14 protein-coding genes and 4 tRNA genes are annotated in these 16116 nt (G+C 62.8%); 5 read left to right on the forward strand and 13 right to left on the reverse strand.

Annotated elements, in window-relative coordinates:
- The first annotated feature begins 10 nt into the window (after positions 1-10).
- Entirely contained in the window at positions 11-817 is an 807-nt protein-coding gene (gene thiD / locus VL598_RS03630) for a bifunctional hydroxymethylpyrimidine kinase/phosphomethylpyrimidine kinase (protein ID WP_325325339.1), read from the forward strand.
- Here the strand turns inward: thiD and VL598_RS03635 are convergent.
- Genes VL598_RS03635 through tsaB form a run of 4 tightly spaced genes read right to left on the reverse strand, consistent with a single transcriptional unit; the run spans position 802 to position 4106 of the window.
- Positions 802-1878, reverse strand: a complete 1077-nt coding sequence (locus VL598_RS03635) for a DUF1853 family protein (RefSeq protein ID WP_325325340.1) — start codon at positions 1876-1878, stop codon at positions 802-804. The genes thiD and VL598_RS03635 overlap by 16 nt on opposite strands.
- Positions 1875-2873, reverse strand: coding sequence for a uracil-DNA glycosylase (locus VL598_RS03640; RefSeq protein ID WP_325325341.1), 999 nt, complete (start codon positions 2871-2873; stop codon positions 1875-1877). The genes VL598_RS03635 and VL598_RS03640 overlap by 4 nt, the downstream gene beginning before the upstream one ends.
- A complete protein-coding gene (rimI, locus tag VL598_RS03645; RefSeq protein WP_325325342.1) occupies positions 2860-3354 on the reverse strand; it encodes a ribosomal protein S18-alanine N-acetyltransferase in 495 nt (164 codons plus the stop codon). Before rimI ends, VL598_RS03640 begins: the two co-directional genes overlap by 14 nt.
- On the reverse strand, positions 3351-4106 hold the full coding sequence (tsaB, locus tag VL598_RS03650; RefSeq protein ID WP_325325343.1) for a tRNA (adenosine(37)-N6)-threonylcarbamoyltransferase complex dimerization subunit type 1 TsaB: 756 nt from the start codon (positions 4104-4106) through the stop codon (positions 3351-3353). Before tsaB ends, rimI begins: the two co-directional genes overlap by 4 nt.
- Before the next feature lie 170 nt (positions 4107-4276).
- Between tsaB and VL598_RS03655 the strand changes: the two genes are divergently transcribed.
- The 3 genes from VL598_RS03655 to aceA all read left to right on the forward strand — a co-directional run bounded on the left by VL598_RS03655 (position 4277) and on the right by aceA (position 8424).
- The gene (locus VL598_RS03655) at positions 4277-4546 is read left to right on the forward strand and encodes an acyl-CoA-binding protein (protein ID WP_325325344.1); all 270 of its coding nucleotides are present in this window, start codon (positions 4277-4279) and stop codon (positions 4544-4546) included.
- Between the two features lie 434 nt (positions 4547-4980).
- Complete coding sequence (locus VL598_RS03660) at positions 4981-6573, forward strand: DEAD/DEAH box helicase (protein WP_325325345.1); 1593 nt, start codon at positions 4981-4983, stop codon at positions 6571-6573.
- Between the two features lie 543 nt (positions 6574-7116).
- Positions 7117-8424: an isocitrate lyase gene (gene aceA, locus VL598_RS03665; protein WP_325325346.1), complete on the forward strand. Its 1308-nt coding sequence runs from the start codon at positions 7117-7119 to the stop codon at positions 8422-8424.
- Positions 8425-8442: 18 nt separating this feature from the next.
- On the opposite strand, the gene VL598_RS03670 is transcribed toward aceA, so the two are convergent.
- A complete protein-coding gene (locus tag VL598_RS03670; protein ID WP_325325347.1) occupies positions 8443-8877 on the reverse strand; it encodes a universal stress protein in 435 nt (144 codons plus the stop codon).
- A gap of 255 nt (positions 8878-9132) precedes the next feature.
- On the opposite strand from VL598_RS03670, the gene aceB reads away from it, so the two are divergent.
- Positions 9133-10725 carry a malate synthase A gene (gene aceB / locus VL598_RS03675; protein ID WP_325325348.1) on the forward strand — a complete coding sequence of 531 codons (1593 nt, stop codon included), beginning with the start codon at positions 9133-9135 and terminating at the stop codon, positions 10723-10725.
- A 63-nt stretch (positions 10726-10788) separates the two neighbouring features.
- Here aceB and VL598_RS03680 read toward each other — a convergent pair whose 3' ends face one another.
- The 8 genes from VL598_RS03680 to VL598_RS03715 all read right to left on the reverse strand — a co-directional run bounded on the left by VL598_RS03680 (position 10789) and on the right by VL598_RS03715 (position 16115).
- Positions 10789-11208 (reverse strand): gamma-glutamylcyclotransferase family protein, encoded by a 420-nt coding sequence (locus tag VL598_RS03680; RefSeq protein ID WP_325325349.1) that lies wholly within the window; start codon positions 11206-11208, stop codon positions 10789-10791.
- A 195-nt stretch (positions 11209-11403) separates the two neighbouring features.
- Positions 11404-11868, reverse strand: coding sequence for a GNAT family N-acetyltransferase (locus VL598_RS03685; RefSeq protein ID WP_325325350.1), 465 nt, complete (start codon positions 11866-11868; stop codon positions 11404-11406).
- Between the two features lie 188 nt (positions 11869-12056).
- Positions 12057-12133: transfer RNA gene (locus tag VL598_RS03690), tRNA-Asp, on the reverse strand.
- Between the two features lie 107 nt (positions 12134-12240).
- Positions 12241-12316: transfer RNA gene (locus VL598_RS03695), tRNA-Glu, on the reverse strand.
- Positions 12317-12375: 59 nt separating this feature from the next.
- Positions 12376-12452 (reverse strand) — tRNA-Asp (locus tag VL598_RS03700).
- An 84-nt stretch (positions 12453-12536) separates the two neighbouring features.
- Positions 12537-12612: transfer RNA gene (locus tag VL598_RS03705), tRNA-Glu, on the reverse strand.
- 536 nt (positions 12613-13148) lie between these two features.
- Positions 13149-14540, reverse strand: a complete 1392-nt coding sequence (locus VL598_RS03710) for an NAD(P)(+) transhydrogenase (Re/Si-specific) subunit beta (RefSeq protein ID WP_325325351.1) — start codon at positions 14538-14540, stop codon at positions 13149-13151.
- Between the two features lie 9 nt (positions 14541-14549).
- Positions 14550-16115: a Re/Si-specific NAD(P)(+) transhydrogenase subunit alpha gene (locus VL598_RS03715; protein ID WP_325325352.1), complete on the reverse strand. Its 1566-nt coding sequence runs from the start codon at positions 16113-16115 to the stop codon at positions 14550-14552.
- Position 16116 lies beyond the last annotated feature (1 nt).

Here is a 16116-nt window from a genome sequence, read left to right on the forward strand (position 1 = left end):
AGGCCGTGCCATGCCCCGTTCTATTCCCAACGTCCTCACGATCGCCGGATCCGATTCAGGTGGCGGCGCCGGTATCCAGGCCGATCTCAAGACGTTTTCAGCACTCGGCGCTTATGGCGCGAGCGTCATCACCGCGCTCACCGCGCAAAACACGCGCGGCGTGACAGCCATTCACACCCCCGATGCGGCGTTCGTCGCGGCGCAGCTCGACGCTGTGCTCAGCGATATCCGCATCGACGCGGTCAAGATCGGCATGCTGGCCAACGCCGCTGTCGTGCGTGCGGTCGCCGCCGCGTTAGCGCGCTACCAGCCGCCTTGTATCGTGCTCGACACGGTGATGCTCTCCAAGAGCCAGCATGCGCTGCTCGAGCCCGATGCGATCGCCGCCCTGCGCGAGGAGCTGCTCCCGCTCGCCACGCTCGTCACCCCGAATTTGCCGGAGGCCGGTGCGCTGCTCGGCGTGGCACCGGCGGGCGATGAGGCCGACATGTTGCGCCAAGGCGAGGCGCTGCGCGCGCTCGGGGCACGCGCGGTGCTGATGAAAGGCGGCCACCTTGCTGCATCCGACAGCCCGGATTGGCTCATCGACGGCAGCGGCGCGCGGCGCTTCGATGGGCCGCGCATTGCCGTCTCGAACACGCACGGCACCGGGTGCACGCTCTCGTCGGCCATCGCCGCACTCACGCCACAGCGCGCCGATCTCCCTAGCGCCATTAGCGATGCCAAGGCTTACCTGCTCGACGCCTTGAAGCAAAGCGAGCGGCTCCAAGTGGGCAGCGGCGTCGGGCCGCTCCATCACTTTCACCGTTGGTGGTAGGCGCCCGTCGCGAAGGCCTCGGCGTGCTGCGGCCAATCGTCGGGAACCACGAAGCCGCGTGCGTATTCTCGCCAAGTCGCTGGGGCGCCGTCGCCTTCGCCGCCCTCGCCCTCCTCAGGCAAGAACGCCGCGACCATCGTCGGACCACTTAGCGCTAAACGCTCGGCAAGCGAGTGCGCCGCATTGAGGTCGACCTCTCCGTCATCACCGCCCATGGCGAGCCGCCGCGGCGCGAGCCACGCAAGGCGCGGCAGCACAGACCATGCAACAGCCGGTCCGCATTGCGCCCGCGATTGCGGCGCCGACTGCGCCGCCGATAGGCGCACCGATTCAGCGAAGCTCAGCCATTGCCCCTGTGTCACCCAGAAACCGCGTGCATGAAGCGGATCAACGGCATCGGGCGCACCGCGCAGCGAATGGCTTCGCCCTTCCTCCCATCGGTAAAAGAGCCAGCCTTTGACGAACATCTGCGCCTCCCACGGGCCGGCATGGCCGAGTGAAGCAAATTCGTCGCGTGCCGACAGCGGCAGCTGATGGTCGAGCAGACGGGCGAGCTTGACGTCGAACCGGTCTTGCAGGTTTGGCCCGACATAGTCGGCAAGCGCCCCTCGATCGCCGCCCACGTGCAGATAGCATTTGACGGCAAGCTCCCAATGCATTCGACGCCCGAGCGCCGACTCGACAAGAAAGTCGCATTCCCCGATGGTTCGGCCCGCCGAGCGCAATGCCACATTGGCCGCGATCAGCCGCGGCGCCGGACCCTGGGTGAGGAAGTACGCCAACAGGCACTCGGCGTAGCGGCCGAGCCTCGTCGGCCGGGAGGCAGCCATCGCTTCTCGCAGCGGCTGTGCGTCGCGATCGAGGGCCAAGAGCCACGCCTCTACGGCAGCCGCCTCGTCTGCGGTTTCGAAGGGGCGGGCGACTTTGCCGAGCGGCGGCTGCTCGCGTAGCAGCGACCGACTGAAAAGGAGCCACGCAAGGTCGCGCACCGTACTGTCGCGGACGTTGTCAAGCAACGTTTCGAGCGCGGCTGTCTGCGCGGCCGGCTCGTGCTGATTCATTGGCCGGCCCGTTGCGCGAGCGACTGCCGGTACGCCTCACGCGCGAGGCACAGGTCGACCCACGCCTTGGCTTTGTCAGGCAAGCTACGCAGCAAATACGCGGGATGATAGGTGACGACGACGGGCACGTCCTCGTACCGGTGAACACGCCCGCGCAACGAAGAAATGCTGGCGTCCGTCTTCAGCAGATTCTGGGCGGCGACACGTCCCAGCGCCACGATCAGCTTCGGCTTGACGAGTGCCACTTGGCGCTGCAAGTAGGGTTCGCAGCTCGCCGCTTCATCGGGTTCGGGATTGCGGTTGCCCGGCGGCCTGCATTTGACGACATTCGCGATGTAGACGTTGTTGCCGCGCGCAAGACCCAGCGCATGCAGCATGCCGTCGAGCAGCTTGCCAGCTTGCCCCACGAAGGGCTCGCCCTGCTTATCCTCGTTCTCACCGGGTGCTTCGCCGATCAACATCCAGTCGGCCTCGCGATCGCCCACGCCAAACACCGTCTTCGTCCGATTCTCGCAAAGGCGGCAGCGTTCGCAGCCGGCGACGCGCGCTTCGAGCGCCGCCCAATCGAGCGCCTCGACGGACTGTGCCCTGTCGACGTTGCTTGGCGGCGCAGGTTCGATTGCGGCGGCAGGTGCCGATGTGAGCGCGCGATCAACGTCGATATGCGTCGAGCTCGGCACATCTGCTGCGACATCGGGCAGTACGGCATCTCGCGCCACCGCGACGCGCCTCGCGTCGGTTGAATCAGCGTCTTCTTTCCTGCCGCCTGTGTCGAGACTTGCCGGCTTGCTTGACGAAGGCGTATGCGCCCCGTCAGCGGCCGCCCCGGATTGCTCAAAGATACGAGCAGCATGAGCGGCATTAGAAGCGCCCGCGGCACTCGTGCCGTCCTGCAGCGGGGCGTCCGCGTGTGCAGTCACGGTCTCGCTCGAGCCGCGCCGCACCCACAACGGTGCCAGTCCCAACGTTTCGAGGACGGCTTCATCGAGCGCCATGCTGCCCCTCCATTTCAAATCCGAATCGCATGACGAGCGCGTCTTCGCGGCCCCGGTGCCGTGCCGGATAGTAGTTCTTGCGGCAGCCGATCGTGACGAAGCCGAAGCGCTGATAGAGATGCACAGCACGCAAGTTCGACGGTCGCACCTCGAGCAGCATGCCGCAGAGCCCCTCGCCGCGCGCAATACGCACCGCTTCTCGCAAGAGCGCAAGGCCCGCGCCCGTACGCTGCGCTCGCGGTGCGACGCACAAATTGAGCAAATGCATTTCGTCGACGACGGGCATCAATACGCAATAGCCCATCAGCGCGCCGGTCACATGCCGCAGACAGACACCGAAATAGCCGTTGCGCAGCGAATCCTCGAAGTTGTTGCGGCTCCATGGAAATTCGTAGGCGTCACGCTCGACGATCGCGACTTCGTCGAGGTCAATCTCCGTCATCGGCGACAGGTACCGGTCGGCCAGCAAAACACCGCTCATCGGGCCAACTCTCCGTTAGAGACCGTGCGCGCAGCGAGCCGCTCTGCCGTCGTCTGCGCCACCTTGTCGCGGATGTACTCGGGCGCGGCCTGCTCGGCCGGCGCCGTTCGGCCGGCGCGATAGGCACGCAATGCGACGTGTGCAAGCGGCACGGCGTGCGGAACGGCCTCATGGTCGACAACGTGGGCAGCCGAGGCGACGGGTAGGCGCTCGCCAAACGCCGCAGCGGCATTGCCCGCCAGCGTAAAGGCTGACGGCGGAGCGACGAGCGCATCCGGCGCCGCCAGTGACGGTCGAGACAACACCGCCCATTCGCCTTGAACAGCATCCCATCCGTAATCGGCCCAATAGACTTCATCCATGCGCGCATCGAGCACGGCGAGCACTCGCGAGGCCGTCGTATCGCGCAGGCGGGCGCTTTCCGCGCATACCAGCAGTGTGCCGACCGGCACGACCGGCACACCGAGCCCGAACGCGAGCCCCTGCGCGACACCCGCTGCGGTACGCAAGCCGGTAAACGAGCCGGGCCCGGCGCCAAATGCAACGGCGGAACAATCGGCGAGCGAGAGCCCCGCTTCGTCGAACAATTCGCGCACGGCGGGCAGCACGCGCGCGCTCGAAACGGCGCCAGTGGCGTCGTGACGGCTCCAGATGGGCGGCGACGCCGAAGCGTGGCGTTCGTCCGAGGAAAGCAACGCGACCGAGCAATACTCGGTCGAGGTATCAATAGCAAGCAAGACAGTCCGGGTCATGGACGCTATTGTAATGCGGCGCCCGCGCTCTACTCACTGTCTGCCAACACGCACAGCGAAGCGCGACCCTGTGCGCGCCGGCGGTTGTCGGTTTGGAGGCACTGCTCCAGGCTTTCCACGGCAGCGACCTGTATGATCGGCCGTCTTATCGCTCCAATCTGGACAATCTCATGAGCACGCTCGATGCACGGTTTGAATCGGCCCAGATCGACGTCAAAGCGCTAGCGGAAAAGCCGGGCAACATGACGCTGCTGCGGCTTTATGCCCTGTTCAAGCAAGCCACACACGGCGACGCGCACGGCGAAAAACCGGGCTTTGCGGACATCGTCGGCAAATACAAGTACGAGGCTTGGGCCTCGCTCAAAGGCATGGGCCAAGAGCAGGCCAAGGAGCAGTACGTCGAACTCGTCCAGTCGCTCAAAAGCGGCGCGAGTCATTGAAGACGAACCGGAATTCTGCTTCAAGGGTATGCGACTGCGCGTGTAGAGCGCTATTCCCGCGCGAGACGCGAAAATTGCCGGTGAAGTCAAGTCGCTGTGGCGCGCCGCGGCAGAAGCCGATATACTCGCGCCTTGCGTTTCGTCAAAGCGCAGGTCGTCGTCGACTTGCACTGCGCCGGACGCTCAGTACGTTTCGCTCCAATCCAGTTTAGAACCTGTCCCTTCCGCCTAGGTCCTACGGACCGTCTTGTTCAGGCTGCGGCAATACTTTCAAGGTATTCCGCTTCGATACAGCTTCTAATGCATAGCTCGCCGCTGTCAGCGGGCTGCCCCCGTTTTTTCGATTTGCTCGCTGTACGCTTGCATGCCGAATCCCACGACTCGGGTGATGTCGATTGGCGCCGACGTTGTTTCCCAATGTCTTAAGGACTTGCATGACTTCGAGCAGCTCAACCTCCCCTAGCGCCTCTATGCTGGACGCAATCGCTGAACGCGCACTGGGTCTCGATAACGCCCCGGCAGCCGCCGCAGCCGATGAACAGGCTGATCCCGCGACCGCCGAATCGGGCTTCACGAGCCTTGGCCTGTCACCCGCGATCGTTTCAGCACTGACGGCCGCCGGCTATGTCACGCCGACTCCGGTCCAGCAGCAGGCCATCCCGGCAGGCATTGCGGGACGAGATCTGCTCGTTTCGAGTCCGACCGGTTCGGGCAAGACGGCCGCATTTATGCTGCCCGCGATCGAGCGCTTCGCTCAAATGCAAAAAGCGCCGGCAGCCCCGCGCGAAGCGGGCGGGGATCGCCGCGCACGCCGTGGCCCGCCTGTCGCCAAGCCGGGCCTGTTGGTGCTCACGCCGACACGCGAGCTCGCGATGCAGGTGACAACCGCGGCGTCGACCTACGGAAAGCATCTGCGCCGCCTGCGCACGGTCAGCATTCTGGGCGGCGTCGCCTATGGCCAGCAATTGATGTTGCTCGCAAAAAATCCGGAGATTCTGGTGGCCACGCCGGGCCGCCTCCTCGATCACCTGCAGCGCGGGCGCATCGACCTGTCGGAATTGTCGATTCTCGTGCTCGACGAAGCCGACCGCATGCTCGACATGGGCTTTATCGACGACATCGATGCGATCGTCGCCGCTACGCCTGCCTCACGCCAGACGATGCTCTTCTCGGCCACGCTCGACGGCAAGATCGGTTCGCTCACGGGCCGTCTGCTCCGCGATCCCGAGCGCATCGAGATCCAGCAGCGCCCCGAATCGCGCGCCAATATTGCGCAGACCGTTCACTACGTGGATGACCGCGATCACAAGGACCGCCTGCTCGACCACTTGCTGCGCGACACCGCCCTCGATCAGGCCATCATCTTCACCGCGACCAAAAACGACGCGGATGTGATCGCCGGTCGTCTCGCCGATGCGGGTTTCGCCTCTGCGGCACTGCATGGCGACCTCCCGCAAGGCGCGCGCAACCGGACGATCAAGGCGCTGCGCGAGCGCCGCGTGAGGGTCCTGGTCGCGACCGACGTCGCGGCGCGCGGCATCGACATCCCCGGCATCACGCACGTGTTCAACTACGACTTGCCGAAATTTGCCGAGGATTATGTTCACCGCATCGGTCGCACAGGCCGCGCGGGCCGTTCGGGCACGGCGGTCAGTCTGGTCCATCACGCCGAGCAAGGGGCGCTCAAGCGCATCGAGCGCTTCGTGCGCTCGCCGCTTCCCGTCAACGTGATCGAAGGCTTCGAACCGCGCAGGGCACCGGCCGCCAAAGCGCGTCCCGGCAACAACCGCCGCGGCAGCGGCAGCGGCGGCGGTAACGGCAGCGGCGGTCGGCGCTTCGGCTCGAATACGGGCTCGAGCAACACGCGCGGCAATGGCACTTCGGGCGAGTATCGCGGGAAGAGCCATGCGGGCGGTGACGGTCGCAGCGCCAATGGATGGGGCGGCCGGCCGTCTGGCAATTCGCGCGGCACCCCTACAGGCGGCCGTCGCAGTGACAACGATCGCGGCCCACGGCGTGGCAACTGATCGATGTTATGGGGCTCATCGCTGCGACGAAAATGACGCGGCGACGAGCCCCTTGCAACGATCGAGCGCGTCAGCGCCAGGCAGGTCCCCCCAGCAACGCTGCCGCCGATGAAAGTCGGCGCTCTGATCCACGGTCGGATTCCAGGCAGCGTTGCGCCCCCCCTCTCCCGTCCAGCACCGACACCCTGGCTCAAGCCAGCTTCCGTCGGCATACTTCCCGCTTCCACGCCCGCTGCCCAAATTCGCCAAGGTCAGCTCGCCTCCATCGCTTTCCCTCCCGATATTTCACATTGCGGAAATTTCTTTTGCGTCGCAAAAAGCATGCTGCGTGGCACAAGGATTTGCGTTGCGCGATAGAAAAGCACGTTTCACATTGCAAAACAATCGAATCAAACCACTGATTTTTAACGCTTTTCTGATCCGATAAAGGCCACAAAGACAGCTATTGCCGTGCCTCGAGTTTGCCTAGACTCTTATATAAGACACGTCGACCACCGGCCGACAAGCAGACTTAGTTTCCTCTTAGGCAACCAGGAGCACATCATGACCCGTCAAGAGCAGATCCAGGCACTTCAGCGGCAATGGGAAACGGACGCGCGTTGGAAAGGTGTCAAGCGCGGCTTCAGCGCGGAGGATGTGGTCCGTCTGCGCGGCTCGTTGCAACCCGAATACACGCTCGCGCGGCGCGGCGCCGAGCAGCTATGGAAACATGTTCACACCGAGCCGTTCGTCAATGCGCTCGGTGCGCTGACGGGCAATCAGGCGATGCAGCAGGTGAAGGCCGGTCTCAAAGCCATCTACCTATCGGGCTGGCAGGTGGCGGGCGACGCCAACGTCGCCGGCGAGATGTATCCCGACCAATCGCTCTACCCGGCCAACTCGGTGCCGCTCGTCGTCAAGCGTATCAACAATACCTTTGCACGGGCCGATCAGATCCAATGGTGCGAAGGTAAAAACCCCGGCGACGAAGGCTACATCGATTACTTCGCACCGATTGTCGCCGACGCGGAAGCGGGCTTCGGCGGCGTGCTCAACGCGTTTGAGCTGATGAAGGCGATGATCGAAGCCGGCGCCGCGGGCGTGCACTTCGAAGATCAGTTGGCGTCGGTCAAGAAGTGCGGTCATATGGGCGGCAAGGTGCTCGTGCCCACGCGTGAAAACATCGCGAAACTGATCGCCGCGCGGCTTGCAGCCGATGTCTGCGGCGTTCCCACCGTGCTGATCGCGCGCACGGATGCCGAGGCGGCCGACCTCATCACGTCCGACGTCGATGACAACGACCGCCCGTTTTTGACTGGAGAGCGCACCGTCGAAGGCTTTTTCCGCACGAAGCCAGGGCTGCAGCAGGCCGTCTCGCGCGGCCTCGCCTACGCCCCCTATGTCGACATGCTCTGGTGCGAAACGGGCAAGCCGGATCTCGGATTCGCCAAGAAGTTCGCCGAGGCGATTCATAAGCAGTTCCCGGACAAAATGCTTGCCTACAACTGCTCGCCGTCGTTCAACTGGAAGAAAAACCTCGACGACGCGACGATCGCCAAGTTCCAAAAGGAGCTCGGCGCAATGGGCTACAAGTTCCAGTTCATCACACTCGCCGGATTCCACGCGCTCAACTACGCGATGTTCCACCTCGCCCACGGCTATGCGCGCACGCAAATGAGCGCGTTCGTCGAGCTTCAAGAAGCGGAGTTCGCCGCAACCGACCAGGGCTTCACGGCGGTCAAGCATCAGCGAGAAGTCGGCACGGGCTACTTCGACGCCGTCACGCAGACGGTCGAGCGCGAAGCGTCGACAACGGCCCTTCACGGCTCAACCGAAGACGAGCAGTTCTTCGACGGCAAGAAGGTCGCATGAGCGAGGGCAAGGCGTCATTCATCGGTAAACGAGAACGGGGATCTTCGAGTGCGTGAGCACCCGCTGCGTCTCGCTACCGATGAGCAGGCCGCCGAGCCCGCGCCGGCCATGCGACGCCATGAAGATGACGTCGCAGCCGGCGTGCTCGGCCACCTCGATGATGCCCAAGTAAGGAGACGGGTGGACGCTGGTTTGGGAGGTGCAGACGACGCCCGCTTGTCGGGCCGCATCCTCGACCTCGCGCAGATGCAAGCGGGCCTCGCGCTCGCTACGTGCGAGGAAGTCTTCGGGCTGCTCGATAACGACGTCGGCATACGTTGCGTAGGGGTACTGCGGCAGGCACGCGTAGGCCGTCACGCGCGCGCCGACCGATTGCGCCAGATCAATCGCGCCGTCAACTGCTTTTCGCGACAGTTCCGAACCATCGGTCGGGATGAGGATGTGCTTAAACATAGTGCCATGCCCTCCTTGTCGACTGCGTTGTGCGAGAGCGCGTTGTCGCCAGCGACCCGCGCGCACCGCCCGCGCCTTCAGCTCCGATTGTAGTGCGCGGCTGCGCCGCTTCCGCTCGAAATACGGGACAGCCCGCATATGGAAAACCCGCCCGATGCCCTTGTTGCCGCCTTGCCCGTAGTCATATCAGAACACCCTCCGATGACGCAGTGACCCAACCGACGATGCAGCATCCGACCGCACCAGGAGACACTGATGACCCCGCTTCTGTCCTTGCCCACCGGCGTCGAAGTGGCCGGCGAGATCGAGCCTGGCTTTGAGACCGTCTTGACGCCCGCAGCGCTCGAATTCGTAGCCGATCTTCATCGCACATTCGAGCCACGCCGACGCGAACTGCTGCGGGCTCGCGCAGCGCGCGCCGAGCTGCTCGCCGCAGGCCTTCGCCCCAACTTCCTTCCCGAGACCCGCGCCATTCGCGAGGGCGACTGGAAAATCGCACAGCTTCCCAAAGACCTCGAATGCCGACGCGTCGAAATCACCGGCCCGGCGGAACGCAAGATGATCATCAACGCGTTGAACTCGGGTGCCGACGCGTACATGAGCGATTTTGAAGACTCACACAGCCCACGCTGGCACAACCAGATCACCGGGCAACTGTACCTAATGGAGGCGGTGCGCCGTACTCTCTCTTTCGAACAGAACGGCAAGCGCTACCACCTCAACGATCAGGTGGCTACGCTCATCGTGCGTCCGCGCGGCTGGCATCTCGACGAAAAGCATGTGAAAGTCGATGGCGCGCGCGTGTCGGGCGGCATCTTCGATTTCGCGCTTTATTTCTTTCACAACGCCAAGGCATTGCTCGCGCGGGGCAGCGGCCCTTACTTCTATCTCCCGAAGCTTGAAAGTCATCTCGAGGCGCGCCTTTGGAACGACGTGTTCGTCGCGGCTGAGGAAGCGCTCGGGATCGCACGCGGCACGATACGCGCAACCGTGCTGATCGAGACGATTCTTGCTTCGTTCGAAATGGACGAAATCCTCTATGAGCTGCGCGAGCACAGCGCGGGGCTCAACGCGGGCCGCTGGGACTACATCTTTTCAGCCATCAAGAAATTCAGGAACGACACGGGCTTTTGCCTTGCCGATCGTTCCCGCATCACGATGACCGTGCCGTTCATGCGCAACTATGCACTTCATCTGCTGAAGACCTGCCACAGACGCAACGCGCCGGCGATCGGCGGCATGAGCGCGCTGATCCCGATCAAGCATGATGAACAAGCGAACGAAAAGGCGATGGCCGGAGTACGTGCCGACAAAGCTCGCGAAGCGTCCGACGGCTACGACGGAAGCTGGGTCGCCCATCCAGGGCTCGTTGCGGTTGCTATGGAAGAGTTTCGCAAGGTGCTCGGCGACCGGCCGAATCAGATCGCCAAGCAACGCGACGATGTGCACGTCAGCGCGGCAGATTTGCTCGACTTCCGACCGGAAGCCCCTATTACAGAGGCCGGCTTGCGCAACAACGTGAACGTCGGCATTCATTACCTCGGCTCGTGGCTAGCAGGCAATGGCTGCGTGCCGATCCACAACTTGATGGAGGACGCCGCAACCGCCGAAATATCGCGCTCACAGATCTGGCAATGGATCCGCTCGCCCAAGGGTAAGCTCGACGACGGCAGGAAGGTCACAGTCGACCTTGTGCGCGCGATGATCCAAGAGGAGTTGGGCAACGTCAAGAAAGCCGTCGGAGGTAATACGGCCACTTACGAGCGAGCCGCGCAGATCATCGAGCAGATGTCCACCTCGGAGCAGTACACCGAGTTTCTGACGCTTCCGCTTTACGAGGCGCTTTAAAGACTGCAAGCGCGGCGAGCGCACCTACGTGCTGCCGCGCTTCGTTCTCATCACTTCGCCGCCTCAGTCGATCGCCGGCTCCACATCGCGTGCTAGCCGGTGGAGGACCCAGTCGCCACTCTCGATCCGCGGCAGGCCTTGCACCGAATCGCCGGCGACAACGTAAAGCAAGCACAGCACCTCGCCGCCCCCCAACGCGACGATCACTTCGCTCGACTGGAACAGGCTATCGACGCCGGGATAAATCTCCTCGATTTCATCGAGCACGGGCACGAGGGTGTCGTCAATCGCATAAACCTCTCCACGCACAGGGCCGCCGGCGTCGGGCACGAGCCCCGGATAAGCCCCGAAATCGTAGAGCCGCCCGGACACCGTGGCGCTGCCGATCCAATGCGGCGCATCGATCCGATGGCGCGCTGCGGCGCACGCTATGTCGTTGATTTCGCCTGAGCGTAAAGTGCCGTACACGAACACATGTCGCATTAATCTCGTCCCCCGATATTGCCTCGATCGACGAAATGCAGCACGTTACCGCGTTCTCCCGCACCTTCCCCGTCTTCGCGTCACGCTCGCCGAACGCAAATTATGCATGCCGGCACGCCGCGTGGGCACTACCTAGTCGATACGATCGAATGATGGACGTTGCCTTCGGTGCCCAGCGACGTGCCTGTCCCGCGTTCAAACGTGCCGCGTCATATGACGGATCGCACCGAATTGCGTGAGCCGCGGGCCCGCGACACGGTAGCCCATGCGCAAATAGAGACGCGCGGCGGGGTTATCGACAAAGACGCGAAGCTGCAGCTCGCTCAATCCGCGCTCGCGGGCCCAGCGATGCGACGTCTCGAGCAGATAGGTGCCCGCCCCCTGACGCCGATAGCCAGGCGCGATTTGAACATCGCGAATATGCAGGGAATTGCCCTCCTCGGTGAGACGCAGGAGTCCAATTGCTTGGTCGCCAGCCTCGAGAATGAAGTTTTCAGACTCCTGCCAGCTCGCGAAAAACAGATCGGCGCGCCAGACGAGGTCGTGACGTTGGTAATAGCCGTTCATGTTGTTGCGAGTCAGCGCCTCGGCGAAGGGAAAATCACCGGGCGCGGCACTACGCAGGTGAAACGGAGATGGGGCTTCGGTCGGAGCGAACATCGCAGCGCGAAGAGGATATTTCGGAATGACGGTACGGCACCAAGCTGCAGCTTGCAACCGAGATTTGCCCTGCCGCTTGGCGACGGCCTGATGCATGAGGGCTTGCGCCGTCAGCATTTCACGAGGAGCGATAAAAGACAAGCTATGAAAAAAGCCCGTACGAACTTTCGCTCGACGGGCTTTTCGTTTGGCGGAGTGGACGGGACTCGAACCCGCGACCCCCGGCGTGACAGGCCGGTATTCTAACCGACTGAACTACCACTCCAGTCTTTCACATCCTATGCAGCGAGCGTCGGTTAGTCTCGCTGCACGCAGTGTCTCACGCGCTTTCGTGCTCTCTTGTGCACGTCAGGCATCAACACCGCTGATGTCTGGCGTCCCCTAGGGGATTCGAACCCCTGTACTCACCGTGAAAGGGTGATGTCCTAGGCCTCTAGACGAAGGGGACAAAATTACTGCTTACAACTTCTACTCTAAAAGCTCGCTCAATACTGAACGGGCTTTGTCTGGCGGAGTGGACGGGACTCGAACCCGCGACCCCCGGCGTGACAGGCCGGTATTCTAACCGACTGAACTACCACTCCATGCTTCCACATCATACTCGAGAGCGTCGGTCTCGTCTCTCGAGCTGCGAACCTCTTGCCTAACGCAAGAAATCCACCGATGTCTGGCGTCCCCTAGGGGATTCGAACCCCTGTACTCACCGTGAAAGGGTGATGTCCTAGGCCTCTAGACGAAGGGGACAAAAATTTCGTCGTTACTACTGCTCAACTTCTACTGCTGTTCTTCGCTTTCGTTTCGGCCTTTGCCTCAAAAGCGAAGAACGATATTCTATCTGGTTGCTAGTCGTTTGTGAAGTATTTTCTTTCGTCACATTCAACTCACAGGGCAGTTCGGCAATCACTACTTCTTCTGCCAACCTCGCCGGCAACTTTCACAGCTGCCCGCTGCCCTGAAGCAACTCTTACTACCTACGCTTACTTCCTACCTACCCGCTTCCTACCTACTCTTACCGCCCCTCATCAGCGTTTTGTAACAAAACACTGTGAGAAGTGCAGAGCCAGCGATTATACGCACCCTTCTCGCCTCTTTGCAAGTGCATTCTGCGGATCTATCTACTCAGCGGGTTTTCGACCATCCTGATCGTTCGATCACGGCATGCAGCCGCGATCGAACGCACTACGAAGCAATGGAGAGCCAACTGCCCATGAACCGGCCACAGCTTCCGGCCGTCGCTTGCAGCAACCCATGCGGCTGCAAGCGACCGCCATCGCCAGGCGTCAGGCGGCCAAGGACTGCAACAAGGCGTCGACGCTCTTCTTCGCGTCGCCGAACAGCATGCGCGTGTTGTCCTTGTAAAAGAGCGGATTGTCGACGCCGGCATAACCGGACGCCATGCTGCGCTTGGACACGATGACCGTACGCGCCTTCCATACCTCGAGCACCGGCATCCCTGCGATCGGGCTCGCCGGATCCTCCAGCGCACCCGGATTGACGATGTCGTTCGCCCCGATCACGAGCACAACATCCGCATGGGAGAAGTCGTCGTTGATTTCGTCCATCTCGAGCACGATGTCGTAGGGCACCTTCGCTTCAGCAAGCAAGACGTTCATATGCCCCGGCAACCGGCCCGCGACAGGATGAATGCCAAAGCGCACCCGTACACCCATCGCGGAGAGCTTGCGCGTGATTTCGCTGATCGTCGATTGCGCCTGCGCGACGGCCATGCCATAGCCCGGCACAATGATGACGTCCGACGCTTCACGCAGCATCGCAGCGACTTCATCGACGCTCGAGGCAACCACCTCGCCCTCGATCTGGGCTGCGCTCGCGCCGCTCGTTGTACCGAACCCGCCGAGAATGACCGACAAGAAGCTGCGGTTCATCGCACGGCACATGATGTAGCTCAGAATCGCACCGCTCGAACCGACTAGCGCGCCCGTCGTAATCAGCAGATCGTTGTCGAGCATGAAGCCCGTCGCCGCAGCGGCCCAGCCGGAGTAGCTGTTCAGCATCGAGACGACGACAGGCATATCCGCGCCGCCGATTGCCATGACGAGATGCACGCCCAGCAAGCCGGCGAGCACGATCATCGAGATGAGCGCGATCAAACCGTCCGCGGTCGACGACGCGCTCAGGAAGCGGTAGCCGAGCACGATACACACCGCGACGACGATGAGGTTGAGCAGGTGCCGAGCAGGCAGCACGAGCGGCTTGCCGCCGATCGTGCCTTGCAGCTTCAGGAACGCGATGATCGAACCCGAGAAGGTCACCATGCCGATCAGCGCGCCAAGATAGACTTCGCACTCGTGAATCACCTGCTGCACGCTACTCTCGCCCGCTGCCGGCGCAAGATAGCTGTTGACGCCTGTCAACACCGCGGCAAGACCCACGAAGCTGTGCAGGATCGCCACGAGCTGCGGCATCTGCGTCATTTCCACACGCTGCGCGAGGAGCGCACCGATCGCCGCTCCCGCTACAGCACAGCCCAGCACGACCGGGAGACTGACACCCGGTGCGATCACGAGCGTGGCCGCCACCGCAATCACCATGCCGAGCATGCCGTAGAAGTTGCCCCTGCGTGCGGTGAGCGGATGACTGAGTCCGCGCAAGCTCAAGATGAACAGCGTGCTCGCGCCGAGATACGCGACGTTGCCAATTCCGTTCAACATGATGTCTCCTTATTGATTACGCTGAAACATCTTCAACATGCGCTGCGTGACGAGGAACCCGCCCGCGATGTTGATGGTGGCAACGAAGAGTGCAATACCGCCCAGCGTCGCCACCAGCGCATTCGACGAGCCAAGCTGAAGCAGTGCACCGATAACGATGATGCCGCTGATGGCGTTGGTCACGCTCATGAGCGGGGTATGCAGTGCAGGCGTCACGTTCCAGATCACCTGGTATCCGATGAACACGGCCAGCACGAACACCGTCAGATGCGCAACGAAAGCCGGCGGCGCTACCGCGCCCAGGGCAAGCAATGCCAGTGCCGCGATGACGACGAACGCGAACGTCCCGACGCCCGGCCCGCGCGACGCATTCGCCTCTTCGTCGGCCTTTTCCCCATGCCCGGCCGACTTCGCCTTCGGGACGTGCACAGCAATCGCAGCTTGCTTCGGGGGCGGCGGCGGCCACGTGACAGTGCCCTGGTGAATGACCGTCGCGCCGCGCATGACGTCATCCTCCATGTCGATCCGCAATGCGCCGTCTTTGTTAGGCGTGAGATCGGTCAGCAGATGACGGATGTTGGTCCCATAGAGCTGGCTCGATTGCGTCGCCATCCGGCTCGGCAGATCGGTGTAGCCGACGATCGTCACGCCGTTGACCGTGACCACTTCGTTGGGTTTCGTGAGTTCACAGTTGCCGCCCTGCTCGGCAGCCATGTCGACGATCACGCTGCCCGGCCGCATCGACGCCACCATGTCGGCCGTAATCAGCTTCGGCGCCGGCTTGCCAGGAATGAGCGCCGTCGTGACGATGATGTCGATCTCTTTCGCCTGCGCGGCGAAAAGCGCCATTTCGGCTTCGATGAACGCCGCGCTCATTTGCTTCGCGTAGCCGCCACCGCCGCCGCCTTCCTCTTCGATGTCGACCGTCAGGAAGTCAGCGCCCATGCTCTGGACCTGCTGTTCGACTTCCGGACGCGTATCGAATGCGCGAACGATGGCGCCGAGCCCGCGAGCCGCCCCAATGGCGGCCAGGCCCGCGACACCCGCACCGATGACCAGCATCTTGGCCGGCGGCATCTTGCCCGCGGCAGTGATCTGTCCGGTGAACAAACGGCCGAAGTGATGCGCGGCCTCGATGACAGCGCGATAACCGGCCATGTTCGCCATCGAGCTCAACGCGTCGGCCTTTTGCGCACGCGAAATGCGCGGCACGCAATCCATCGCCAGCACGTTCACCCGGCGCTCGGCCAGCTGCGTCATCAATGCGGGGTTCTGTGCCGGCCAGACGAAACCGATCAGCGTCGCACCCGGCTTCAAAAGCGTTGTCTCTTCGACGGCAGGCGGACGCACCTTGATGACGACATCCGCCTCGGCCCATAAGGCGCTCGCATCAGCGACGACTTCCGCGCCCGCGGCGCGATAGGCTTCGTCATCGAACGAGGCGGCTGCACCGGCGCCCGCCTCGATTCTCACGGCATACCCGAGCTTCTTCAGTTGGCCGACCGTATCGGGCGTTGCCGCCACGCGGCGCTCCCCCGCGTAGACCTCGCGTGGCACTGCAATTATTGTTGTCATC

Origin of the sequence: Trinickia sp., from assembly GCF_035492435.1 — a bacterium.
Taxonomy (GTDB): Bacteria; Pseudomonadota; Gammaproteobacteria; order Burkholderiales; family Burkholderiaceae; genus Trinickia.

Coding starts and splice junctions, on each gene's coding strand:
- VL598_RS03710 (WP_325325351.1), bottom strand. CDS start 14,540: ATGTTGAACGGAATTGGCAACGTCGCGTATCTCGGCGCGAGCACGCTG.
- rimI (WP_325325342.1), bottom strand. CDS start 3,354: ATGAGCGGTGTTTTGCTGGCCGACCGGTACCTGTCGCCGATGACGGAG.
- VL598_RS03680 (WP_325325349.1), bottom strand. CDS start 11,208: ATGCGACATGTGTTCGTGTACGGCACTTTACGCTCAGGCGAAATCAAC.
- VL598_RS03635 (WP_325325340.1), bottom strand. CDS start 1,878: ATGAATCAGCACGAGCCGGCCGCGCAGACAGCCGCGCTCGAAACGTTG.
- VL598_RS03660 (WP_325325345.1), top strand. CDS start 4,981: ATGACTTCGAGCAGCTCAACCTCCCCTAGCGCCTCTATGCTGGACGCA.
- tsaB (WP_325325343.1), bottom strand. CDS start 4,106: ATGACCCGGACTGTCTTGCTTGCTATTGATACCTCGACCGAGTATTGC.
- VL598_RS03685 (WP_325325350.1), bottom strand. CDS start 11,868: ATGTTCGCTCCGACCGAAGCCCCATCTCCGTTTCACCTGCGTAGTGCC.
- VL598_RS03655 (WP_325325344.1), top strand. CDS start 4,277: ATGAGCACGCTCGATGCACGGTTTGAATCGGCCCAGATCGACGTCAAA.
- VL598_RS03670 (WP_325325347.1), bottom strand. CDS start 8,877: ATGTTTAAGCACATCCTCATCCCGACCGATGGTTCGGAACTGTCGCGA.
- aceB (WP_325325348.1), top strand. CDS start 9,133: ATGACCCCGCTTCTGTCCTTGCCCACCGGCGTCGAAGTGGCCGGCGAG.
- thiD (WP_325325339.1), top strand. CDS start 11: ATGCCCCGTTCTATTCCCAACGTCCTCACGATCGCCGGATCCGATTCA.
- aceA (WP_325325346.1), top strand. CDS start 7,117: ATGACCCGTCAAGAGCAGATCCAGGCACTTCAGCGGCAATGGGAAACG.
- VL598_RS03715 (WP_325325352.1), bottom strand. CDS start 16,115: ATGACAACAATAATTGCAGTGCCACGCGAGGTCTACGCGGGGGAGCGC.
- VL598_RS03640 (WP_325325341.1), bottom strand. CDS start 2,873: ATGGCGCTCGATGAAGCCGTCCTCGAAACGTTGGGACTGGCACCGTTG.